This window comes from Novosphingobium sp. RL4 (assembly GCF_035658495.1).
Lineage (GTDB): Bacteria > Pseudomonadota > Alphaproteobacteria > Sphingomonadales > Sphingomonadaceae > Novosphingobium.
Genome location: NZ_CP141944.1, coordinates 2,510,903 through 2,533,909, shown reverse-complemented (window position 1 = coordinate 2,533,909; position 23,007 = coordinate 2,510,903). Strand labels below are relative to the sequence as shown.

The following is a 23,007-nucleotide window of genomic DNA, read 5'->3' as shown; positions in this document are numbered from 1 at the left end:
TAGAGAGGACCCATGAGCCAGACACTGGAGAACCGGGCCAAGCCCGACGCCAAGACCCAGCTCGACATCTATCGCCGGATGATCCGGATCGAGCGTAACGACGACGCCACCCGCACCCAGATCCGTCGCGGCCGCATCACTGCGCCGTACTATTCGGCGCGCGGGCAGGAATGCATTCCTTCGGCCATCTCGGTGCTGCTGAACGACGACGACAAGATCTGCACGATCTATCGCGGCATCCACGACATGGTCGCCAAGGACATGCCGCTCCGCCCGCTCTGGGCCGAGATCTGCGGCCGTGTCGACGGTACCTGCAAGGGCAAGGGCGGCCCGATGCATCTCACTCACCCGGAAACAGGTGTGATGGTCACTACCGGCATCGTCGGTTCGTCCATGCCGATCGCCAATGGCTTTGGCTGGGCGGCACTGCTGGATGGGACCAAGCAAGTCACGGTCGCCTACTTCGGTGACGGCGCCAGCAACATCGGCGCGTTCCACGAAGCGTTGAACCTGGCATCCGTTTGGAAGCTGCCGGTTATCTTCGTCTGCCAGAACAACGGCTTTGCCGAGCATACTCGCTATGAGAACGGCACTTCCGTCGATCTGATCTCGAAGCGCGCGATCGGTTACGGCATGCCGGGCTACACCGTGGACGGCAACGACCCGGTCGACGTCTACGCTCACGCCCATGCCGCGATCGAGCGTGCCCGCGCGGGCGAGGGGCCGACGCTTCTTGAATGCAAGACCTTCCGCTTCATGGGCCACGTCTTCGGCGATGCCGACGGCTACATGACCAAGGAAGAGAAGGCCGAGGCGATTGCCAGGGACCCGCTGCCGATCTACCGCCAGAAGCTGATCGACGACGGCGTGGCGACGGCCGAGGAACTCGACGCGCTCACCGCGAAGATCGAGGCCGAAGTGAACGACGCCATCGAATTCGCGATGGCCTGCGAATACCCGTCCGACGATGAACTGCGCCGCGACGTCTTTGCCGAGGAGATTCCGGCATGAGCACTGAAACTCTCGAAGCCCCTGCCGTGGAAACGGTGAAGATGAACGGCCTTCAGGCGATCAATGCCGCGCTGATGGAAGCGATGGAGGCCGATCCCAAGGTTCTCGTGCTGGGCGAGGACATTGCGGACAACGAAGGCGGCGGCGTTGTCGGCGTCACGCGCGGTCTTTCGACGAAGTTCGGCACGATGCGCGTGCGCTCCACGCCGATCTCGGAACAGGCGATCATCGGTGCGGCCATCGGTGCGGCCATGGGCGGCTACAAGCCCGTTGCCGAAATCATGCTGATGAATTTCACGACCGTGGCCATGGACATGATCGTGAACCATGCGGCCAAGCTGCGTTTCATGTCGGGCGGGCAGAGCCAGGTGCCGATGGTGATCCGCACGCTGACCGGCGCGGGCAACCAGACCGCGGGCCAGCACGCCGACTTCTACGAGGCTTGGTTCTGCCACACTGCCGGCATCAAGGTGGTGATCCCCTGGACCCCGGCAGACTTCAAGGGCCTCTACCTTTCGGCCATCCAGGATCCGGACCCGGTCATCATCGTCGAAAGCGGCAAGACGCTGTTCGTGCCGATGGACGTGCCGGTCAATCAGGGCCCGATCCCGCTGGGCAAGGCTAACGTCGTTGCGCCGGGCAGTGATATCACCATCGTGTCCTATGGCCAGATGATGTTCACCGTCATGCAGGCCTATGAGGAGCTGACCAAGGCGGGCGTGTCTGTCGAAGTGATCGACTTGCGCACGATTTCGCCGTGGGACAAGGAAACCGTGCTGGCCTCAGCCGAGAAGACCGGCCGCCTGCTCGTGGTTCACGAAGCTGGCCGCAACTTCGGTCCCGGTGCGGAAATTGCCGCGACCGTGCAGGAAACCCTGTTCGGCAAACTGAAGGCTCCAGTCGGCCGACTTGGTGCGCCCTATTGTTCGGTGCCTTTCGCCAAGAAGCTGGAAGACGCCTTCCTCGTACAGCCGCCGGAAATCGTTGCCGAGGCTCAGCGCCTCATTGCGATGAGCTGAGCGCGCAAATAGAATTGACTGAAACGGAAGGGCCTCTGCAGAAATGCGGGGGCCTTTTTTTGCTGCGCTGCGGCTCGAGATCTGCCGCATTGTGAAAAATGCGGCATAAAACGGTCGCTGCTTTGTTTCGCGTTTGCGTTTAACTATTTTTTCATCGTCAATAGCGATCACAATAATTGAATTGTCCGGTTTTTTCGAAATCGGCCACGCCACTATCCGGGGTCTCCAACAGCGTTCGATCAAGCAGGTGGAGAAACCCATGACCAGAATACCGACTAGGCTAAGCGCATTGCTCGCCATGGCTGCATTTCCTCTGACTTGTGGAACGGTGCATGCAGAGGAAACAGCCAAGGCATCTTCTTCCCCCACCGTGACCGCTGAGGGAGCGAGGCCAATGTCCAACAAGGACTGGTGGCCGGATCGGCTCGATCTTTCACCGCTCCGCCAGCATGACCCGGCTTCGAACCCTTATGGTTCCGATTTCGACTATGCCCGGGAATTCGCATCGTTGGACCTTGATGCCGTCAAGGCAGACATCCGCAAGACGCTGACGACCTCGCAGGCCTGGTGGCCGGCCGATTATGGCCATTACGGCCCCTTCTTCATCCGCATGGCTTGGCACAGTGCGGGCACTTATCGTGTTGGCGACGGTCGCGGAGGTGGTGCAGGCGGCGAGCAGCGTTTCGATCCGCTCAATGCCTGGCCCGACAATGTCAGCCTCGACAAGGCCCGGCGCCTCATCTGGCCCATCAAGCAGAAGTACGGGCGCAAGATTTCCTGGGGCGATCTCATGGTCCTGACAGGTAACGTTGCTCTTGAAGACATGGGCTTCAAGACCCTGGGTTTCGCCGGCGGCCGGGTGGACAGTTGGGAGCCCGACATCGTGTTCTGGGGCCCCGAGCGCAAATGGCTCGGCGATGAGCGCAGGGACGGCAAGGGAGGGCTGAAGGGGCCACTCGCCGCGACGCAGATGGGGCTCATCTATGTCAATCCCGAAGGGCCTAACGGCAATCCCGATCCGCTTGCGGCGGCGGCTGACATTCGGCTCGCCTTTGGCCGCATGGCCATGGATGACGAGGAAACCGCAGCGCTGATTGCAGGCGGGCATACCTTCGGCAAGGCACATGGCGCACACAATCCGCAGGAATGCGTGGGCGCCGATCCGTCAGGCGCCCCGGTCGAGCAGCAAGGACTTGGCTGGGCCAACAAATGCGGCAAGGGCAATGCCGAAGATACCGTCACCAGCGGGCTTGAAGGTGCCTGGTCCGTCGATCCCGTGAAGTTCACGACCCAGTATCTCGACAATCTCTACGGATTCGATTGGGTGAAGACCAAGAGCCCGGCAGGCGCCACGCAATGGATACCGAGCGATGCAAGCGCCGGTCAGCTCGTACCTGATGCGCACCGGCCGGACGTTCGCCATGCGCCGATCATGTTCACGACCGACATTGCGATGAAGGAAGATCCGGGTTTTCGCGCAATCACCACGCGTTGGCGCGAAAATCCTGAACTGTTCGCACAGGCTTTCGCCCGCGCATGGTTCAAGCTGACACACCGCGATATGGGGCCGTCGGCACGTTATCTGGGGGCTGAAGCTCCGCAGGAAAGCTTTGCATGGCAGGACCCGCTGCCAAAGGCTGGCTATACCGCGATCGATTCAACGGATGTTGCTGCTCTCAAGGCCAAGATCCTTGCTTCCGGTATCGCTCCGCGTGAACTGGTCAAGGCGGCCTGGGCTTCGGCGGCGACGTTCCGCGCTACCGACATGCGCGGAGGGCCTAACGGAGGGCGCTTGCGCCTCGATCCCGCGAAGGGATGGGCGGTCAACGATCCGGCCGAGTTGGCGAAAGTGCTGGCCAGGCTTGAACGCGTCCGAAACGAATTCAACGCCTCGGCCAAGGAGGGCAGGCAGGTCTCGATGGCAGACCTGATCGTGCTGGGCGGTAATGCCGCAGTCGAACAGGCTGCAGCGAAGGCGGGATACACCGTGGCGGTGCCGTTCACGCCGGGGCGTGTCGATGCGTCACAGACGCAGACCGACGTGAAGTCCTATGGTTACCTGCGTCCTCGCGCCGACGGTTTCCGCAACTACTATGGAGTGGACAGCGAACATTCACCGGCAGAGATGCTTGTCGACAAGGCCAACCAGCTTGAGTTGACGGTGCCGCAGATGGCCGTTCTGGTAGGAGGCATGCGCGCGCTGGATGCGAACGCCGGCCATTCGCCGAATGGTGTATTGACGGCGAAGCCGGGTACGCTGTCCAACGATTTCTTCGTCAACCTGCTCGACATGGGCACGAAGTGGCAGAAGTCCGCCAAGGCTTCGGGCGTCTACGAGGGCTATGACAGGACCAGCGGCAAGCTGCGGTGGACGGCCAGCCCCGTCGATCTTGTGTTCGGATCGAATTCCGAACTGCGCGCCGTGTCCGAGGCTTACGCTTCCGACGACGCACAGCAGATGTTCGTGAACGACTTCGTGACGGCTTGGGGCAAGGTAATGAACCTGGACAGGTTCTGATGCCTTGAGGCGGCGCCGGTGATACGGCGCCGCCTTTGTCCTGGCTTGCCGCCTTATCCGCAGATAAGGGGCGCCAGTCCTATGAATTGGATTGATTTTTTTCGTGAAGATGTTGTCCCTGTCCGCGGTGGGGATCGCGGTTCTGGCCGCTGCCGTGATGGCCGTTCCCGGCTCTGCCGAAAACGCCGCGCCGCGCCCGGCGGCCTTTGCCAATTGCGCGGTCTGCCACGCGACCGAAGCGGGCAAGACCTCCTATGGCCCGAACCTGCACGGCGTGGCGGGTCGCAAGGCGGCGAGCCAGTCCGATTACGCCTTCAGTGCCTCACTAAGGGGCTCGCGTCTGACCTGGGATCGCACCACTCTCGACAGCTGGCTTGCCTCGCCGCAGAAGATGGTTCCCGGCACGAAAATGTCGTTCGCACGCATTCCTGACCCCGCCAAGCGCAAACAGGTGATCGAGTATCTGGTCACGCTGAAGTAGCGGGAACGGATGCCATTTGGCGCGCCGCAGGGAATGGAGCCTGCTGCTCGGCAGCGCGGATCAGCGTGCTTTAAGCCGCTGCAGAAGGGCGCCGACATCATCCCTATTCGGAATCCCGCGCCGATCCGGTTTACCAGACCATGGCATCCGCACGCTTTTCGGGGCGGATGTAGATCGAAGTGATCCAGGGGGAGAGGGCCTTCATCTGGCACTCCAGTTCCTCGATCAGGGTTTCCGCTTCGCCCATTCGCAGATCGTCGGCGAAGTCTGCGCTGATGGCGACGAAGATTGCCTGAGGGCTCGTGTGGATGGTGCGGATGTGGTTCACGGCGTCGATCCGGTCGTGCCCGTCCAGCACTGCCCGTAGTCTGCCGATCAGATGCGGGTCCGCTGCTTCGCCGATCAGCAGGCCCTTGGATTCGCGGGCAAGCAGCACGGCGACCCCGGCCAGAACCAAACCGATCATGACCGAGGCAATGCCGTCGATCCGCGCATCCTGGAAATGGACGCTGGCCCAGACGCCCAGCGCTGCGATGATGAGGCCTATCAGTGCGGCGCTGTCCTCGAACAATACGATGAATCCCGGAGGATCCTTGCTGCGGTGGATCGCCTGCCACCATGTCTGCTCACCGCGGCTGCGGTTGAATTCGCGAACGGCAATCGCCCATGACGCCCCTTCCATTGCGAACGCTATGCCGAGAACGAGGTAATTGAGGCTGGGGTCTTCGATAGGGTTCGGGGTCTGAATATGCAGCAGGCCCTCGTAGATCGAGACACCTGCGCCGACCGCGAAGATCAGGATGGCGACCACGAACGCCCAGAAATAGAGCTCTCGCCCGTAACCGAAGGGGTGCGATGCATCGGCTTTGCGGCTGGCGCGCTTCTGGCCATAGAGAAGCAGGACCTGGTTGCCGCTGTCCACCAACGAATGGACGCCCTCGGTAAGCATCGAAGACGAGCCACTGATCGCCGCCGCCGCGAACTTGGCGACAGCGATCCCGAGATTTGCGGCCAATGCGCCGTAAAGCACCACGTTCTGCTTGATGTGGGCGGCGACGCCATGCGGCTCGGTCATCGTGGGGCTGGGTCCTTCGGGAATTCCAGAAGGACCAACGGTTCACGCCTGCGAACGTTTCCCCCGGCTGGGCGTTTTCAGGACAGCTGGGCGAAAGCAGTCCTGCCGCGCCGCTCGTTCCACAAGTCCGTGGAACCGCAAAGCTGCGCGTTGAGCATAGCGCGCTTCATGAAGAGATGGCACTGATGCTCCTCTGTGAGGCCAATTCCGCCGTGGAGCTGGATCGATTCCTCGGTCACGAAACGATAGGCCTCGACCGCCAGAGATTTCGCCGAAGCAAGGTCGGTTACGCTGGCATGTTCATCGCGCACCCGGCTGCGAAGCAGTGCTTCGGCAAGGACGATCCTGGTCTTCATGTCGGCGGCACGGTGCTTGAGGGCCTGGAACATGGCGATCGGTCGGTCGAACTGGCGCCGCATCTTCATGTACTCGACAGTCATGTCGAGCACGGCATTGGCGCCTCCGAGGCAATCCGCCGCGAGTGCGATCTGCGCTTCGGCGGAAAGCAGGTCATGCAGCGAACTGGCCGTATCGGCATCGGTGAGCATGAGCGAGGATGCTGGCGAATAGCTTTCCAGTACCACATCGAAAATCCGCCTGCCGGGATCCCAGATCGGGCGTTCGACCCGGCTGACCCCCTGCGCGTCGAGCGGGACCAGCGCATAGCCATTTGGCAGTCGTACCACCACGGCCACTGCCATGTCGGCCTCGAAGACCCCGCTGATCGTGCCGGATACGGTGCCGTCGGGGTTTTGCACGAGGCGTGCGGGAAGCATGTTCAGGGGGGCATAATCCCCGGAGGACAACCGCTCTAGCCATTCGGTACGATCTTCGAAGCTCTCACTCGCAGCCACGGCCTGAAGGCCCAGTTGAGCGGGAATGAGCGGCATGGCAGCCAGAATGCGGCCCATTTCGAGGTGGAGCGCCGTCGAAGCTTCACGGCCGAGACCAAGCCCGCCGTCATCCTCGGGCAGGCGCACCATGAGCCAGCCCATTTCGGCTGCCAGATTCCAGCTCTCGTCACGTTCGGGAGAGAGCTTGTCCGCCGGGAACGCCTTCTGGGCGGCGTCGGTCAGTTCGTTCAGTTCGATCATGTCAGGCCACCCATCCTTTGGGTTCACGCGGCATGTCGAGCATGCGTTCGGCGATGATGTTGCGCTGCACTTCCTCGCTGCCGCCGGCGATGGTCCAGGCGAACGAGTTCATGTAATCCGCCATCCAGTTGCCGGTGTTGAGATCTCCGAAGGTGATCGGCGCGATGTACTGTTCCTCGATACCGCCAAGGCGCAGGCCCAGCAGCGAATAGGCCCTCAGAGCCCGCGAGTAGGCGTTTTTGACGATGGATGCGTCGCCCATGCGCTCGATCCCGTTGATGCGGTTGTCGAGAAACTGGTCCGCTAAGGCGCAGACGGCATCCACTTGCGTCACCAGCGCGCCGAAATCGCGCAGGATGCCGCGATCGTCTTCGTGGCTGTGATCGCGGATGAGGCGGGCAACGCGCGAAAGCGCACCGCGCATCCGGTAGGACAGTTCCATCAGCGTAAGGCCCCGTTCGGAAGCCAGCGTGGCCTGCGCCACGGCCCAACCCTTGCCTTCTTCACCCACGCGTTCCGATACGGGAATTTCCACGTTGTCGAGGAAGATCTCGGCAAATTCCTCGTCGCCTTGGATCTGGTGGATCGGCCGAACCGAGACGCCGGGCATTTTCATGTCCATCAGCAGGTATGTGATGCCAGCCTGCTTGGGACCATCCGACGAGGTACGGACAAGCAGCAGGCACTTGTCAGCGAACTGGGCCATCGTCGACCAGACTTTCTGGCCATTGACCACGTAGACGTCGCCCTTGCGTTCGGCGCGTGTCTTGATCGCGGCGAGATCCGATCCGGCTCCGGGCTCGGAGAAGCCCTGACACCATGTCTCGCCTTCCAGGATTCGTGGAAGATACCTGGCCTGCTGCTCGGCGCTGCCGCATTCGTGCAGAGTGGCGAAAGCGTGGTACGTCGATACGAAGGAAAGCAGCAGGCGCGGACAATCCGCGCGAGCCAGTTCCTCGTAAATGACCTTCTGTTCCGAAAGCGAGCGCCCGCCGCCCGGAAACGCGGCGGGCCAATGCGGGATCGCATAGCCGGCCTTTACCAGTTTCCCGAACCAGTCACGCTGGGTGCGGACGAAATCTTCCTGCGTGGCGCTGGCCTCTCGCCAACCGGATGGCGCGTCGGCAGCGAGGAAGGCGCGGACTTCGGCCCGGAGTCCTTCGAGGTCGAGTTGGTCGAGATCGGGTGTTTCGCTCATGTCCGTTCCTTGCCCAGCGTGCCGCCGGGCGTCCAGACGGGGGCATCCCGCTCGTGCGATATCAGGCAAGCACTTCTATCGTATCGCCCACGATGCGGACCTCGTAAGTCTGGATCGGCATCGTCGCGGGTGGATTGATCGGGTCGCCGGTTTCGAGATCGAAGCGCGCACCGTGAACCGGGCAGGAGATCCAGCCATTGCGCAGTCGGCCGCATTCGAGCGTCTCGTAGGCATGGCTGCACAGGTTCCGGACCGCGAACACCCGATCGAGCGTGTTGCACAGGATCACACTGACGCCGTTCACTTCGACCACCAGCTTTCCGCCGGGAGGTACGTCTTCGACTTTCGCCACGGCGACAAAGCTCTTTTCGGTCATCGTTTTCCCAGTGTCTGGTATCGTTTTTCAGTTCGCCACCTGCTTGTCCTGCCGATGCGAGGCAAGGGCACGGGCAGGCACAGCAGGGCCAAGCAACTCGCTGTACCTTGGCGGTCATTTCTCGGGCAAGCCGCCGACGCGATAAGGCGGGGGGCAGGGCCTTGATCGCGTTCGGGCGATAGGAACAGAAAGCGGCGGGAGAAATGCAGGTGTCGTGGGGTGAAAGCTTCGATGTCGTAGTGGTCGGATCGGGAGCGGCGGGAGCTATGGCTGCGCTGCGCAGTGCCGACAACGGCATGAAGGTGCTGATCGTCGAAAAGGCGCACAAGTTCGGCGGCACGTCGGCCGCATCCGGCGGTGTCATGTGGATACCCAATCATGGGCTTGACGGTGCGCATGGCGACAGCCGCGAGGCAGCCCTGGAATATCTGGGGGCGACGATCGGGGTGCCGGTCAATCGCGAACGGCTGGAAGCCTACGTGGAAGAGGCGCCGGAGATGCTCCGATATCTCAGGAGTACAGGCGTCGACCTGATGGCCGCGGCCTGGCCGGATTATTTTCCGGACAGGCCCGGCGCACGCGCGGATCGTTCCGTGATCGTGCCGACTTTCGATGGACGGCGGCTCGGCGACGGTCGCTACGCATTGATGAGGGAGCAGTACAACCGCTTCAAGCTGTTCGGTCGATATGCGATGGACCTTACCGAGACTTTCGCACTCATGATGCAGTCGAAGGGCTGGCGCCGGGTCGCTGGCAAGATGATCGGGCGCTATTGGCTGGACCGGGGCACCCGCAAGGTTTCGCACAGGGACCGCCGGTTCACTCAGGGTGCGGCGCTGATGGGGGCGACTTACGAGCAGGTCTTCGCGCGCGGTGTGGAATTGCGCCTCGAAACGAGCCTTGAAAGCCTCATCATCGATAAAAGCGGCGGGGTGACGGGCGTTGAGCTTTCCTGTTTCGGGCGGCGCTATCCGGTCCAGGCACGATACGGAGTGGTGCTGGCGGCCGGCGGATTCGAATGGAACCAGACTCTGCGAGACCGTTTCTATCCGGTCCCCGGGCTGACGCGTCATTCGTCCACCCCGGAAGACGGCAATCGCGGCGAAGCACTGATCGCCGCCGAAGCTGTCGGCGCTTCGACGGAGCATACCGAACAGGGCTGGTGGATACCGACCATGACCCTGCCGATGAAGGGGGCTTCCAACTTCCACGAAATCCATCAGGCGGCCTTCGACGTGGGACGACCGTGGAGTGTGGTCGTCAACCGTAACGGCGTCCGTTTCGTTGACGAAGCTTGCGGATACGACCAGTTCGGGCAGGCCATGGTGCGCGATCAGCGTGAAAGCGGGGCGAATTGCCCGTGCTGGCTGATTTTCGACTCCAAGTTTCGGCGCAAGTTCAGCGCGGGCGGTCTGATGCCCACGGTCCACACGGCCGAGCACAAGGTTCCGGCGGATTGGTGGGACCACTACGTCTTCCGTGCCGATACCATCGAGCAGCTCTGTCACAAGATCGGCCTCCCGGTAACCGCGGTGCAGGACACGATTGCCCGGATGAACGTTTATGCGAAGACCGGTGTCGATCCTGAATTCGGACGCGGGATGAACGCCTACGACCGGATGTTCGGCGACCCTGTGTCCCAGCCCAATCCCAACATCGGCCCTATCGACAAGGCACCTTTCTACGCAGTGCCTATCAACAATGGTGATCTCGGCACCAAGGGTGGGCTGCGATGCGATGCGCGGGCCCGCGTTCTGGATGGTGCGGGGCTGCCGATCGCAGGGCTCTACGCCGCCGGCAACAATTCGGGGACGCCGTTTGGCGATACCTATCCGGGGGCAGGAGCGACCATCGGGCCGGCGATGACCTTCGGCTACGTCGCCGCGAACGACATTGCGGAGCGTGCGGACAATCTGCGCAAGGCATCCGGTTCATCTTGCGAAGGGGAGCGATCGGAATGCAAGGCAGGGTAGCAATCGTCACCGGGGCGGCAGGCGGCATTGGGGAGGCCATCGTGCGCGCGCTCGGAGAACAGGGCATGAGCGTTCTTGGCACGGGGCGTAACGCAGGCAAGCTTCAGGCGCTTAAGGATGCGCTCTCAGGCACGGTAGAGTTCGATTTCGTCGCCATCGATGCCACTTCGAGAGAGGCCCCGCGCCTCATCGTCGATGCAGCGGTGGAGAAGTTCGGCCGGCTGGATGTGCTGGTGAACAATGCCGGATCGTTCAACTTCGGGCCGGTCGACAAGACGACGGACGAGATGCTCGATGAAGTTCTGGGGATCTCGCTTCGCGCGCCTTTCCGGCTTTGCCGCGAGGCTCTGGCCATCATGGGGGAGGGAAGCTCCATCCTCTTCATCGGGTCCACCTGGGGGCTGTATGGCACGCCGGGCGGGGGAGCCTATTCCACGGTAAAGGCAGGGCAGATCGGCCTTATGCAAACCATGGCGGCCGAATATGGGCCACGCGGAATTCGTTCAAACTACGTGGCGCCAACAGTGGTGCGGACGGAGATGACCGATGCCTTCTGGAATCTCGATTTCTTCCGGCGCACCAATCATGAACTGACCCCGCTCCAGCGAGACTGTACTGCTGCCGACATCGGCAACATGGTCGCCTTCCTTGCCTCCGACGCGGCGGGTTTCGTCAATGGCCAGACTATTGCCGTGGATGGAGGCATCTCGACTACGCGCTATCTTTCGCCGGCAGCGATCGGCGCAGTACGGCAATAGGGGGTCAGCCAGGAGGTTTGCAGGCCTTGCCTTCGTAAGCAAACCGTACCACGCGATATTCGGTGCCGATCCAGCGCGTGACCGGGAAGCAGAAGCCGGGACCGCCGATCTCAAGGTCGGGATAGCCGTCCGCTCCGCGGGTGTTCAGGAAAGTGGCGACGCCGGTCTGGTCGGTCATGATTTTCCAGCCTCCGGGTACCGGGCGCAGAAGCTGGAAGCCGGTGCCTGCCGCTCCGAAACATTCCGTGCCATCGGCAACGACGATCGCCTCGGGGCGGCCGTCGCCATTGAGGTCGCGCAGTTCGACCGCTTCGCGGGTGACGCTCGTTGAACCGCCGCACCCGCGCCAGGCGTTGCCGGACTTCGAATAACCTGCCGCGCGCATCAGAGGGTCGATCTGGGCGCTGGTGAGAGCGGTAGCTTTCACGTCCTTCGGCCACCCGTCCGTCGGATAGCTCCCGGGCTGCGCGCTTGCTGGAGGGACGAGTGCAAGCGCTGCTGTGAGCAAGGCGAAGGCATGTAATCTGGGCATGGCGATTTCCCTTGTTCGGCCCTGCTGGCCCAACTGCCCCGTGGCTCCATGTTGCTCCCGGTATGCCGCCGCGGTCAACCGGAACCGACGGATTGCGGTTTTCGCCGGGGCGTTGGGCCCAGCCTTGTGGGCGGGAAGTACGCTGGGTAACGCCGGGAGGAGAACAGGGAAGGATGCCATGCAGTTCGAATGGACCGAGGAACAGGACGCCTTCCGGCACAAGATCCGGGACTTCCTCCACGCCAATCTCCCTGAAGACTGGGAGAAGTTCTCCGAGCATGGCCCCGCATCGCCGGCGCTGACGGCGTTCGCGCGCGAATTCTGCGTGAAGCTGGCCGAGGCTGGCATTCTGTTCCCGCACTGGCCCCGCGAAATGGGCGGAGAAGGGCTTGGTCCGTGGGAGCAGCAGATCCTCGCCGAGGAAATGTGGATCGCGGGAGAGCCGCGCGGCGGACAGTACATGAACGTGAACTGGATCGGCCCTACGCTCGAAAAGTATGGCACTGCCGAGCAGAAAGCCCGTTATCTCGAGCCCATCACGCGCGGGGAATCGCTGTGGTGCCAGGGATTTTCGGAGCCTGACGCCGGTTCCGATCTCGCCGCCTTGCGGACGCGTGCAGTTCGCACCGAGGGGCGGTACGTTATCAATGGCCAGAAGATCTGGACATCCTATGCCGGCCTTGCCGACACCTGCTTCCTGCTGACGCGCACCAGTGACGACAGGAAGAAGGGCATCACGATCATCCTCGTGCCCATGGACACACCAGGTATCACGGTACGCCAGATTCCATCGCTGATTGGTGAGGGCGATATCCACGAGGTCTTCTTCGACGATGTCACGGTCCCTGAAACCGCGCGTTTCGGAGATGAAGGGCAGGCCTGGGAAATCATCGCCTATTCCTTGCGCAATGAACGGCTCGGCATTCCTCGCTTCACGCTGGCCCGTGCCGCGCTCGACCGTGCTGTTGCGATGCTGAAAGAACGGGGCGAGTTTGCGCGTGAATACGTCCGCATCGAAGCCGCCCGCTGCGCCGCCCTTTGCGAGGCTGCGGGAACCGCGAACTACGCCGTCGTCCAGAAGCGGGTCGATGGCCTCGCGATCGGCGCCGAATCCAGTTCCGCGCGCTATGGCACGGTCATGGCCGAAAGGGCGGTTTGCGAATTCGTGATTGAGTTCCTGCCAGAAGGGCTGGCGGGAGCCTCGTCTTATCTCAAGATGCACCACCAGCGCGGAATCGTTGCGGGCATTGCCGCCGGATCGGCTGAAATCCAGCTTAACATCATTGCCAGCGAAGTGCTGGATCTGCCCCGGGAACCGCGCTGATGCAGCTTGCCCTCAATGAGGACCAGACCCAGGTACTCGACTTTGTCGACAGTCTCGCCCGGCCGTTTCAGGCGGTGCCGATGCATGACGTGTCCCTGGCACTCGAAAGCGATGAACTGGACGAAGCCCTCGCGGAGAACGGCTTCCTGGACGTCATGGCGGTGGACGAACTCGGCCCCGTGACCGCGGCGCTCGTGGTGGAGAAGCTGGCGCGCCTGCCCTTCGCGGTGGAAGCGGCAGTATCCGCGTTGGTGCGGCCCTTGATCGATCCCGAATTGCCGCGTCCGATTTGCATGGTCGAGGAAGGTCGAACCCATGGGCCGGTGCGTTTCCTGCGACCGGGCGCTACCGTCGTGATGGTCGGGCCTTCAGGCGTGCGCAGTTTTACCGCGGAGGAGGCGATGATCGGCGCGGCGCAGGAGGATACGCTCTATGCTTACCCGGTAGCATTCCTTAAAGCGCTGCCGGATACGATGGTCCATCACGATGCAGATGTCTCGGATGTGATGCGTGCCTGGCGCGTGGCCATTGCGGCAGAGGCGGCAGGGCTGTTGGCCGGAGCGCTGGCGATTACCGTCACTTACGTGTCCGAACGCAAGCAATTCGGCAGGGCGCTGGCGACATTCCAGGGGATGCGGCACCGCCTTGCCGAGGATCAGGTGCTGACCAACAGCGCCTACTGGATGGCGATGCGCGCGGCAGCGAGCGGTGATGCGGCCGATGCGGCGATGGCGCTTCATCACGCGCAGGAAGCGGCCAAACGGGTCTGTTACGATTACCACCAGTTCCTTGGCGGCATGGGCATGACGCTGGAGCATCCGCTGCACTTGTGGACCTATCGCCTCAAGCTCCTGACCGCGGAACTGGGCGGACGGGGCGCGCAGGGGATGGCTGCCGCCCAGGCGCTCTGGGGCTCATAGCCTGCCAGCGATGGCGTAACCGTCGATGCGATATCGATGTTGCGGCCGTCGCTTCCGCAAGGCTGCCATGTACTAATCTGCTCCGACACAGAAACTTGGGGAAGATACCATGGAAGCACGCGATCTGATCGATCTGGGCGGGCAAGTCGCGATCGTCACGGGGGCCGGGCAGAATGCCGGACGCGCGACGGCGCTCGAACTGGCACGGCACAATGCCGGCGGCATTGCAGTGAACGACTTCGTGCCGGAACGTGCGGAAGCGGTTGCGGAGGAAATTCGCGCACTTGGCGTTCCGGCTCTGGCAGTGCCGTTCGACGTCGGCGACCTTGACGCGGTGCGCGCAGCCAATGACGCGATCACGGCGAAGCTTGGCCCGGCCACGATCCTTGTGAACAATGCGGGCATGGCCGGCCCGACGGCTTCGATCCGTCCCTCGCAGAACTTCTGGGAGGAGGACCCGGCGAACTGGGAGCGTTACCTGCGCACCAATCTCTACGGAGTATACAACTGCTGCTTTGCATTCGTTCCCAACATGGTCGAGGCAAAGCGGGGACGGATCGTCACCATAGTCTCGGATTCCGGGCGCATCGGTGAACCCAAGCTCGCCGTCTACGCCTCGGCGAAAGCAGGCGCGCAGGGGTTCGTTCGGTCGATCGCAAAGGAGCTGGGGCGCTACGGGGTCACTTGCAATGCCGTATCCCTGTCAGCCCTGATGCCCGACATGCCGGAGGAACAGCTGGCCGAAGTCATGCAGTCCGATCACGCCAAGGCTATGCTGTCGCGTTACACGATACGTCGATATGGCAAGTCCAGCGATGTAGCCGGGCTGGTCACTTTCCTTTGCTCGAATGCATCGGAGTGGATCACGGGGCAGACATACCCGCTCAACGGCGGTTACGCGCCTTCGATGTAACGAGGTACGGCGTTCCGGGCCTGCCTGCCGTCAAGGGCAGGCAGGCCTTGGGGCGTCTCAGGTTCGGGCGCCGCGTGCGAACAGCGGCTGAAGGCAGGTCCGGTAGCTCGGATCGTCAGGTCCCTGACCGAGCAGACCGCCGCCGTCGAAAGGCCGGCGCAGCTTGAAATCGTAAGTCACGACACGCTTGGAAAATCGCCATTTTCCATCCGGGCACCGGTGATAATTGTCGATATAGCGGACGGCCATGAAGTCCTCTTCCCGAGTGCCGTCGCGTGCCTGGATAAGGTGCCAGGCAAGCGCGTAAACCTCCCCGCTCGCTTCGTCGCCATAGATCGCGATAAGATGGTTGCAGACGTGGTGTCCGGAATAGGGCATGTGCGGAAAGGCATGTGCGATGAACTGGCAATAGTCCTCTGCCGTGCCGTCGAAGCTGTCTCCGTGCGTGTCCGTTGCGTCCTCGGTGTAGAGATCGCGGAGCAGCTCGATGTCCTGCCGGTCGATCGCGCGCGAGTAGAGCAGCACCAGCTCACGGATGGCTTCCTTGTCGATCACGACCTGAAGTGCGGCCTCGTCGATGGCCATCGTTGTTTCTCCCCCTGGAAATGGTTCAGAGCAGGGCGCCCCCGTCGATGGGATAGACCTGCCCGGTAATGAAGCTGGCGCGATTTCCCGCGAGGAAGGCAACCATTCCGGCCATTTCCTCCGGCATCGCGAATGGACGGCCCACAAAAGTGCGGCGCTGCCGCAGCGCCTTGTCTTCCTCGCGGATGGACGCGCCGCCGCCGCTGAACAGGCCGGAATCGGGATGGAACCGGCTGCCCTTGCTGAAAGCAGCGGGATCGCGTGAAATCGTCGCGTATGGCGCTATGGCATTTACGCGGATGCCGTGTTGTCCCACTTCCTTGGCAAGCACCACGGTGAAGCTGTGAACCGCGCCCTTGGCTGCCGAATAGACCGGCAGCATGTAATCGCCGACCAGCGCAGCGGTGGAGCCGACATTGACCACCGCACCTGATTTGCGTTCGATCATGCCGGGCAGGACGGCGTGGGTCATGCGCAGGACGGTGCCGAAATTGAGGTCGATGTCCGCCATCCACTTTCCAGGGTCGGAATCGACGAAGAAGCCCTGATCGACGTTGCCGCCGACATTGTTCACAAGCACTTCGACGTTGCCGAGATTTGCGGCGGATTCCAGAATTTTTGCCGGAGCCTCGGGATCGAGCAGGTTCGCGCTGACGAAGATCGCGCGGCCCGCGCCTCTGGAGAGGCAGTCTTCCACCAGCCTGGCGCCCGCATCCCCGTCTCTGCCGACAAGGACGAGATCAGCCCTTTCGCTTGCGAGTTCGAGAGCTATGGCGCGGCCGATATTGGCGGTTGCGCCTGTTACAATGGCCAGTTTTCCGGCAAGCCCGAGATCCATTGCAGCGCTCCGTCATCCATCTCCATATCGGGAGCTAGGTCGGATCCGTGGAACGGGCAAACCGCAGGGGCGATCAGGTGTCGGGCTGGCCCGAGTTCTTGAGATTGCCTCTGCCGCCGCGCGTCAGGATACAGCGCATGTCGCTGTCCTGGCCATCCGGCCCTGTAAGGCGAAGGAAGCCTTTGGACATGCGGTGCATCCTCATGCCTTTGAGTTCGCCGCCCGTCATCACGACACGGTCACCGGTCATGAGGTAGCTGCCTCGAACGCCGTCCGGTGTCTTGTAGTTCGAGGCGCTCACCACGCGGAAGTCGTACTGCGGAAGGCGGATGCCGACCGGTCCGCCCGCAGTTCCGTCCTTCTCGCAGCTGTATTGGCCAAGTTCCATGGTGCCGATGAGTCCCCCCGGAACCGGCGGGGGCGGCGATTTTGCCTGCAAGGGCGCGATGGCAGGAGCGCCAGATACCAGGGCGAGGGCGAGAAAAGGCGTGTTGCGGAGGGCGCGGGTCATGACCAACCGCTAGCATCGGCGCGAACCAATTGCCACAGGCAGTCTCCTCGGCTAAGGGCCCATGCTTTCCGTACACCGGCTCTTTCCCATCTTAAGGTTCATCCCATGAAGATCAGCGGCGTCGACATTCGTCCCGGCAATATCCTCGAATACGAAAAGGGCATCTGGAAAGTTGCCAAGACGCAGCACACCCAGCCGGGCAAGGGCGGCGCGTTCATGCAGGTCGAGATGAAAAACCTGATCGACGGCCGCAAGACCAACGTCCGCTTCCGCAGCGCCGACACGGTCGAGAAGGTCCGTCTCGACACCAAGGACTTCCAGTTCCTTTACGTCGAGGGCGACCAACTGGTGTTCATGGACATCGAAACCTATGAGCAGATCCAGCTCCCCGCAGATCTTCTCGGCGATGCCGCAGCCTTCCTTCAGGACGGCATGCAGGTGCTTCTCGAGCTTTGGGAAGAGCGTCCGATCTCGGTCCAGCTTCCCGAACAGGTCGAAGCCGTCATCGTCGAGGCAGATGCCGTGGTGAAGGGGCAGACCGCTTCTTCCAGCTACAAGCCTGCCGTGCTCGACAACGGTGTGCGCGTGATGGTGCCGCCGCACATCGAAAGCGGCACGCGCATCGTTGTGGACGTTTACGAGAAGTCCTACGTCAGGAAGGCTGACTGATGCGCCGGCTGGCGTCTTTCGTGGCCGTGGCGGCCCTGTTTTCAGGGCTCGCCGCGCCGACTTACGCCGCGCCGAAGAAGGCCGCCGCCAAGGCTCCGGCCAAGGCGGCGTCTGCTGCAGGGACCGAGCATCCCGGCACTTCTCCCGAAGTGGAAAACGCGATGCTCTATCTCAAGGTGCTGATCAGCGGATTGCAGTCCGAGAAGGTAGAGGCGCCTGCCAAGGGCGCTCTGGTGGGCTGCATCTACAACAATTCGCTTCAGAAGATCAGCGAATCGATGGACAAGATTATCGCCGAGCACCCCGGCAAGGTCCATCGCGACAATCCCACCGAACTGCTCAGCGCCATGGTGGCACTGTGCGGTTACAAGCCCGCTACGCAGCCCGCGCCGCAGGGCCGATAAAATCAGGCCGGCTTCGGCCGGTACTCGAAGGACAAGGTAAGTTTTATGGCCATCTCCGGTCTCATTCGCGTCATGGAAAAAGCGGCCCGCAAGGCGGGCAGCCGCCTGCGCCGCGACTTTGGCGAAATCGAGCACCTTCAGGTCTCGCGCAAGGGACCGGCGGACTTCGTTTCGAAGGCTGACCAGGCTTCGGAGCGCACGATCTGGGACGAACTGCGTGCCGCACGGCCTGAATGGGGCTTCCTGTTCGAGGAGGCCGGCGAGATCGAGGGCGATCCCGACAAGCCGCGCTTCATCGTCGACCCGCTCGACGGCACGACCAATTTCCTTCACGGTATTCCGCACTTCGCGATTTCGATTGCCGTGCAGGAGCCGCGTCTCGACGGAAAGGGCTGGGGCGAGGTAACCGCTGGCCTGATCTACAACCCGGTGACCGACGAAAGCTACTGGGCGGAGAAGAGCCGGGGCGCCTGGCTTCAGGACAAGCGCCTGCGCGTTTCGTCGCGCCGCCACCTTGACGAAAGCGTGATCGCGACCGGCATTCCCTTCGCCGGTCATGGCGATGCGGGCGAATGGACCCGAATCTATCACGCGCTCGCACCGCAGGTTGCCGGCATCCGTCGCTTTGGTTCTGCCGCGCTGGACCTCGCGTGGGTTGCTGCGGGCCGTTACGAAGGCTTCTGGGAAGCCGACCTCAAGCCGTGGGATACCGCGGCCGGGTGCCTGCTCGTGCGTGAGGCCGGTGGCTTCGTTTCCGACTGGAAGGGCCGTTCGCAGCCTTATTGCGACAAGGAAATCCTGGCCGGCAACGACGCGCTGCACTCGCGTCTCCACAAGATCCTTGCAAACGCGCTCAAGTGACTTGAGCCGAAGCCAAGGCGCGGCTAAAGCCTGCCGCGTCGGTGCGTCGCGCGAAGCGGCTGCACCATGCGAAAGTGCCCCTGTGGCGGAATGGTAGACGCGAACGACTCAAAATCGTTTGTCGCAAGGCGTGCCCGTTCGAGTCGGGCCAGGGGCACCACACCGCAAGTTTCGAGCCGCAAACCCTCAGGGGTTTCGCGGCTCTTTTCTTTTCTCCGGGGTGCTCAAAGCGGGCAGGTCGGACGTCGGCTGTGTTCAATAGTGAACGTGCTTACCGCGATGTCGGCGTCCTGGAGGCTTATCTCTTGGAAATTGACGGAATTTAACGGTTAAACACGGATGATTCGGGGCATCTTCCATCTACATTGGTAACAACCTTGAAATTCCACCGCCTGATCGCGGTGGCATTGTCTTTCGAATCCAACTGGGGTCCGATCGACGTCGAGGTCTGCTGGAAGCTCGTTCCGAGCCGAGGAAACGAGGTTCACGGGACACCGGTGGTCCCCTACGCCGCCGGCTTGCTTCCAGCAGTTCTCCGTTTCTCGCCCTTACCGGCACGTGGTGGGGCGGATCGGCTTGACGGACAAGGTTTTGGAGAGCCGCTTCGGGTCGCAACTAAGAAGCGTGTTTGCCAAATCTCCCCCTCCGGACTACTTTGTTCCGGAGGGGGACGATATGGAACCCACTGCCGACCAATATCGTAGCGCTGTATCCAGCGTCATCGCCTCTTCTACTTTCAAGACATCGCCTAGGTTGGCGGAACTTCTGTCCTATCTTGTGGAACAGAAGGTTGCGGGAAATGGAGATCGGCTGAAAGGCTATCCCATCGCGCTCGATGTCTTTGGGCGTGACGAGGATTTCGACGCTTCATCGGATTCGCTCGTCAGGGTGCAGATGACCCGTCTTCGCAAGGCGCTGTCCGAGTACTATGCGAAGGACGGGATCGAGGACCGCTACAGGATCGTCGTGCCGCGCGGCTCCTATGTTCCGGGTCTGGAGCTTCCCAAGGAGCAGCAACTCGGTGCGGGCGGTGAGGAGGCCTCAGGGAATCCTTCCGAGACCGAACCATCGTCCGTCGCCCCGCAACCTTCCGAGATCGTTGCCGATTCGGAGGAGGATATCGTGCGCTCTTCCAGCGCGTTGACCTTGCGGAGGCGCGCGTGGGGCCTTCTGGCGGCCCTTGCACTCATTGCTGCAGTGCTGATCGTTTATTGGCCGGGCGAGGACCGGGATGCGGTGTTCGTCCGGGCCGGCGAGATGCCGACCGGGCCGGTCGTCTATGTCGCGCCTTATGCGTTGAGCGGGGAAACGGGATCGATCGCCCCAATTCGCGAAGGGTTGCGGAACGACCTCATCAATTATCTGTCGCAGCTTCCGAATCTTGCCGTGATCGCTTTCGATGATGACAAGTTGAACGCACCGCACGACTTGCAGGAGAAATCGAAGGCAAGGCGCGGTCTGCCGCCGGCATTCGTGCTTCAAGGCTCGATTGCCGTGGAGGGTGGGAGTTTCCGCGTCAGTTCGCGTCTGGCAAGGATGCCGGGAGGGGTTATCGTGTGGTCCGAGCGCAGCGATCCGATCGACTTCGTTCCCACCAAGATTCTCTCGGTCCAATCCGATATCGCGCTGGGCGTGGCTTCGCGGCTCGGCCAGCCATACGGTGTTATCCATGAGACGATGCGGCAGGATCTGGAAAATCACCGCGATGTCAGCATGGATCATTACTACTGCGAATTGCAGGCCTACCAGTTCATGCGCGCAAGGGAGGAGGGCGGTCTGGATCGCGTGAAGGAATGCCTCGAACGCGCGGTTTACGACAAGCCGAACTACTCCAGTGCCTGGGCGCTGCTTTCCTGGGTGCGTCTTTTCGAGGCGCAGGCTGGGGGGGAGGGCGATTCCCCCGAGGCACTGGAGGCCGCAAAGCGTGCGGTCGCGGCGAATGCCACGAATGCCATTGCGTATACCTACCTGGCCCTGGCTTACTATCGGCACGGCGAGGACGATGCGGCACGGGATGCGATCGGCAAGGCTCTAGAGATCAGTCCGAACAATTCCGAGGTTCTGGCAAACGGGGGACGTCTTCTGAGTGCGCTTGGTGAACGCGAGATCGCACCGGCACTCGCGCGCAAGGCGATCCGGCTCAATCCGGGGCATCCGCCCTGGTACTGGTCTGGCCTGACCATCGATGCGCTCCACCGCAAGGATGGGCCTGAAGCGGTGCACTTCGCCCGGCTCAATGCGGAAGATCGCGGATTGCTCTCCCGTTATCTTCTGGCTTCGGCCTATGCGCTCGACGGGCGCGGAAGGGAGGCTGCGGACGTGCTCGGCCATGCGGCTCGCGCCTTTCCCGATGTGTCGCAGGACCGCTCGGCCGTGGCGCGAGAACTGCGGTTGCCCGATTTCGTGACCGCTCCATTGGTCGATAAGGGTTTGATGCCCGGGCAGAAGCGCGCCGCAGCGCAGTGAGGATGGCTCTTGCCGACCCTGCGCGAGGGCCATACGTTGCCATTATGAAAACACTCGCCGTCATCGCATCCCTCGGTCTCGCCACGGGCTCCCACATCGCCGCTGCGGAGCCTGTCGCCGAAAGGATCTCGGCAGACATTCCCGGGTTGATGACGATCTACCGCGATCTCCATGCCAATCCCGAACTGAGCTATCAGGAGGTGCGCAGCGCCGGGATCATGGCCAAGGCCGCGCGGGATGCTGGTTTCACCGTTACCGAGAAGGTCGGCCAGACCGGTGTGGTTGCGGTTCTCAAGAACGGCGCCGGGCCCACGGTCCTGATCCGTGCGGACATGGACGGTCTGCCTGTCGTCGAGCAGACCGGCCTGGCTTTCGCCTCGAAAAAGCGCGGCGTTTCGACTGCGGGCGTGGAGAGCGGCGTGATGCATGCCTGCGGGCACGATACCCACATGACCGCCTGGATCGAGACCGCGCGGTTGATGGCGGCGCGCAAATCGGAATGGTCTGGCACGCTGGTCATGATCGGTCAGCCGGCGGAGGAAGTCGGCACGGGCGCCGTGGGAATGCTCAAGGACGGTCTCTACACGCGCTTTCCCAAGCCGGACTACACTCTGGCTTTCCACGATTCCGCCGATCTTCCCGCCGGGCAGGTCGGTGCGGCGGTGGGCTGGGCGCTCGCCAATGTCGATAGCGTCGACATCCTCGTGAAGGGCTTGGGCGGCCACGGGGCCTATCCGCAAACGACGAAGGACCCGATCGTGCTCGCCAGCGCGATCGTCATGAAGTTGCAAACGCTCGTGAGCCGGGAAACCAGTCCGCTCGATCCGGCGGTGGTCACGGTCGGATCGTTCCATGCGGGCGCCAAGCACAACATCATTCCCGATCAGGCCAAACTCGAGCTGACCGTGCGCAGCTATTCGGACCAGACGCGTGCGCACCTGTTGGACGGGATCAAGCGCATCGCTCGCGGCGAGGCTATTGCATCCGGTCTTTCCGATGATCTGATGCCCGAAGTTTCGGTGAAGGACATCTACACGCGAGCCACCTGGAACTCGCCGGAGTTCACGCAGGAGGCCGTGGCCGATCTCAAGGCCCGGATGGGCGATGCCAATGTCGTGGTCACGCCGTCGGTCATGGGCGGTGAGGATTTCGGTGAGTTTCGCCGGGCTGACGAGGACCATATCAAGTCGGTGATCTTCTGGGTCGGTGGTGCCGATCCGCAGAAGCTGGCCGCCGCCAAGGCCGGGGGGCCTTCCCTGCCTTCGCTGCACAGTCCGTTCTGGGCTCCGCAGGCCGACAAGGTCATCGCATCGGGCAGCGAGGCCCTGACGCTCACGGCTCTGCGGCTGATGGCGAAGAAGTAGCTCCCTGCTCGCGGGGAAGGCTTGTAAGGCAGTCCGACAGCTCCAGGTGAAAAGCGTTGCGCAACGCATGATTGGCGGCACCCCTGCGGACTGCGGACATTTCCCATGCTGTCAGAT

General features: G+C 62.4%; 22 protein-coding genes and 1 tRNA gene. 15 read left to right on the top strand and 8 right to left on the bottom strand.

Annotated elements, in window-relative coordinates; translation table 11 throughout:
* Positions 1–12 precede the first annotated feature (12 nt).
* The 4 genes from U9J33_RS12425 (at position 13) to U9J33_RS12410 (ending at position 5,029) form a co-directional block, all read left to right on the top strand.
* A complete protein-coding gene (locus U9J33_RS12425) occupies positions 13–1,011 on the top strand; it encodes a thiamine pyrophosphate-dependent dehydrogenase E1 component subunit alpha (RefSeq protein ID WP_132468999.1) in 999 nt (332 codons plus the stop codon).
* Positions 1,008–2,030, top strand: coding sequence for an alpha-ketoacid dehydrogenase subunit beta (locus U9J33_RS12420; protein WP_054438747.1), 1,023 nt, complete (start codon positions 1,008–1,010; stop codon positions 2,028–2,030). The genes U9J33_RS12425 and U9J33_RS12420 overlap by 4 nt, the downstream gene beginning before the upstream one ends.
* Positions 2,031–2,289: 259 nt before the next feature.
* Complete coding sequence (gene katG, locus U9J33_RS12415) at positions 2,290–4,548, top strand: catalase/peroxidase HPI (protein ID WP_420719842.1); 2,259 nt, start codon at positions 2,290–2,292, stop codon at positions 4,546–4,548.
* A gap of 109 nt (positions 4,549–4,657) precedes the next feature.
* Positions 4,658–5,029, top strand: a complete 372-nt coding sequence (locus tag U9J33_RS12410) for a c-type cytochrome (protein ID WP_324695659.1) — start codon at positions 4,658–4,660, stop codon at positions 5,027–5,029.
* Positions 5,030–5,159: 130 nt separating this feature from the next.
* On the opposite strand, the gene U9J33_RS12405 is transcribed toward U9J33_RS12410, so the two are convergent.
* From U9J33_RS12405 to U9J33_RS12390, 4 genes are all read right to left on the bottom strand, one after another.
* Complete coding sequence (locus U9J33_RS12405; RefSeq protein ID WP_185997188.1) at positions 5,160–6,104, bottom strand: cation diffusion facilitator family transporter; 945 nt, start codon at positions 6,102–6,104, stop codon at positions 5,160–5,162.
* A gap of 77 nt (positions 6,105–6,181) precedes the next feature.
* On the bottom strand, positions 6,182–7,198 hold the full coding sequence (locus U9J33_RS12400) for an acyl-CoA dehydrogenase family protein (protein ID WP_324695656.1): 1,017 nt from the start codon (positions 7,196–7,198) through the stop codon (positions 6,182–6,184).
* Between the two features lies 1 nt (position 7,199).
* Positions 7,200–8,396 carry an acyl-CoA dehydrogenase family protein gene (locus U9J33_RS12395; RefSeq protein WP_054438739.1) on the bottom strand — a complete coding sequence of 399 codons (1,197 nt, stop codon included), beginning with the start codon at positions 8,394–8,396 and terminating at the stop codon, positions 7,200–7,202.
* Between the two features lie 61 nt (positions 8,397–8,457).
* Positions 8,458–8,772, bottom strand: a complete 315-nt coding sequence (locus tag U9J33_RS12390; protein WP_054438736.1) for a Rieske (2Fe-2S) protein — start codon at positions 8,770–8,772, stop codon at positions 8,458–8,460.
* 209 nt (positions 8,773–8,981) lie between these two features.
* On the opposite strand from U9J33_RS12390, the gene U9J33_RS12385 reads away from it, so the two are divergent.
* The gene (locus U9J33_RS12385; protein ID WP_324695651.1) at positions 8,982–10,745 is read left to right on the top strand and encodes an FAD-dependent oxidoreductase; all 1,764 of its coding nucleotides are present in this window, start codon (positions 8,982–8,984) and stop codon (positions 10,743–10,745) included.
* Entirely contained in the window at positions 10,730–11,503 is a 774-nt protein-coding gene (locus U9J33_RS12380; protein ID WP_324695649.1) for an SDR family oxidoreductase, read from the top strand. Before U9J33_RS12385 ends, U9J33_RS12380 begins: the two co-directional genes overlap by 16 nt.
* A gap of 4 nt (positions 11,504–11,507) precedes the next feature.
* Here the strand turns inward: U9J33_RS12380 and U9J33_RS12375 are convergent, their stop codons facing one another.
* The gene (locus U9J33_RS12375) at positions 11,508–12,035 is read right to left on the bottom strand and encodes a hypothetical protein (RefSeq protein ID WP_324695647.1); all 528 of its coding nucleotides are present in this window, start codon (positions 12,033–12,035) and stop codon (positions 11,508–11,510) included.
* A gap of 178 nt (positions 12,036–12,213) precedes the next feature.
* On the opposite strand from U9J33_RS12375, the gene U9J33_RS12370 reads away from it, so the two are divergent.
* The 3 genes from U9J33_RS12370 to U9J33_RS12360 all read left to right on the top strand — a co-directional run bounded on the left by U9J33_RS12370 (position 12,214) and on the right by U9J33_RS12360 (position 15,192).
* Positions 12,214–13,359, top strand: a complete 1,146-nt coding sequence (locus U9J33_RS12370) for an acyl-CoA dehydrogenase family protein (RefSeq protein WP_324695645.1) — start codon at positions 12,214–12,216, stop codon at positions 13,357–13,359.
* A complete protein-coding gene (locus tag U9J33_RS12365) occupies positions 13,359–14,279 on the top strand; it encodes an acyl-CoA dehydrogenase family protein (protein ID WP_185997195.1) in 921 nt (306 codons plus the stop codon). Before U9J33_RS12370 ends, U9J33_RS12365 begins: the two co-directional genes overlap by 1 nt.
* 109 nt (positions 14,280–14,388) lie before the next feature.
* On the top strand, positions 14,389–15,192 hold the full coding sequence (locus U9J33_RS12360) for an SDR family NAD(P)-dependent oxidoreductase (protein ID WP_054438725.1): 804 nt from the start codon (positions 14,389–14,391) through the stop codon (positions 15,190–15,192).
* 57 nt (positions 15,193–15,249) lie between these two features.
* Here U9J33_RS12360 and U9J33_RS12355 read toward each other — a convergent pair whose 3' ends face one another.
* From U9J33_RS12355 to U9J33_RS12345, 3 genes are all read right to left on the bottom strand, one after another.
* A complete protein-coding gene (locus U9J33_RS12355) occupies positions 15,250–15,777 on the bottom strand; it encodes a nuclear transport factor 2 family protein (protein WP_324695642.1) in 528 nt (175 codons plus the stop codon).
* A gap of 25 nt (positions 15,778–15,802) precedes the next feature.
* On the bottom strand, positions 15,803–16,615 hold the full coding sequence (locus tag U9J33_RS12350; protein ID WP_185997197.1) for an SDR family NAD(P)-dependent oxidoreductase: 813 nt from the start codon (positions 16,613–16,615) through the stop codon (positions 15,803–15,805).
* Positions 16,616–16,688: 73 nt separating this feature from the next.
* Positions 16,689–17,126 carry a hypothetical protein gene (locus tag U9J33_RS12345; RefSeq protein WP_185997198.1) on the bottom strand — a complete coding sequence of 146 codons (438 nt, stop codon included), beginning with the start codon at positions 17,124–17,126 and terminating at the stop codon, positions 16,689–16,691.
* 105 nt (positions 17,127–17,231) lie between these two features.
* Here U9J33_RS12345 and efp point away from each other — a divergent pair, with 105 nt between their 5' ends.
* The 6 genes from efp to U9J33_RS12315 all read left to right on the top strand — a co-directional run bounded on the left by efp (position 17,232) and on the right by U9J33_RS12315 (position 22,890).
* Positions 17,232–17,795, top strand: coding sequence for an elongation factor P (gene efp / locus U9J33_RS12340; protein ID WP_054438718.1), 564 nt, complete (start codon positions 17,232–17,234; stop codon positions 17,793–17,795).
* Positions 17,795–18,199, top strand: a complete 405-nt coding sequence (locus U9J33_RS12335) for a hypothetical protein (protein ID WP_324695638.1) — start codon at positions 17,795–17,797, stop codon at positions 18,197–18,199. The genes efp and U9J33_RS12335 overlap by 1 nt, the downstream gene beginning before the upstream one ends.
* A 45-nt stretch (positions 18,200–18,244) precedes the next feature.
* A complete protein-coding gene (locus tag U9J33_RS12330) occupies positions 18,245–19,060 on the top strand; it encodes an inositol monophosphatase family protein (RefSeq protein ID WP_054438714.1) in 816 nt (271 codons plus the stop codon).
* Positions 19,061–19,136: 76 nt separating this feature from the next.
* Positions 19,137–19,220: transfer RNA gene (locus tag U9J33_RS12325), tRNA-Leu, on the top strand.
* A 398-nt stretch (positions 19,221–19,618) separates the two neighbouring features.
* Positions 19,619–21,526: a tetratricopeptide repeat protein gene (locus U9J33_RS12320; protein ID WP_324695635.1), complete on the top strand. Its 1,908-nt coding sequence runs from the start codon at positions 19,619–19,621 to the stop codon at positions 21,524–21,526.
* A 44-nt stretch (positions 21,527–21,570) separates the two neighbouring features.
* Positions 21,571–22,890, top strand: coding sequence for an amidohydrolase (locus tag U9J33_RS12315; protein ID WP_185997200.1), 1,320 nt, complete (start codon positions 21,571–21,573; stop codon positions 22,888–22,890).
* The last annotated feature ends 117 nt before the right edge of the window (positions 22,891–23,007 follow it).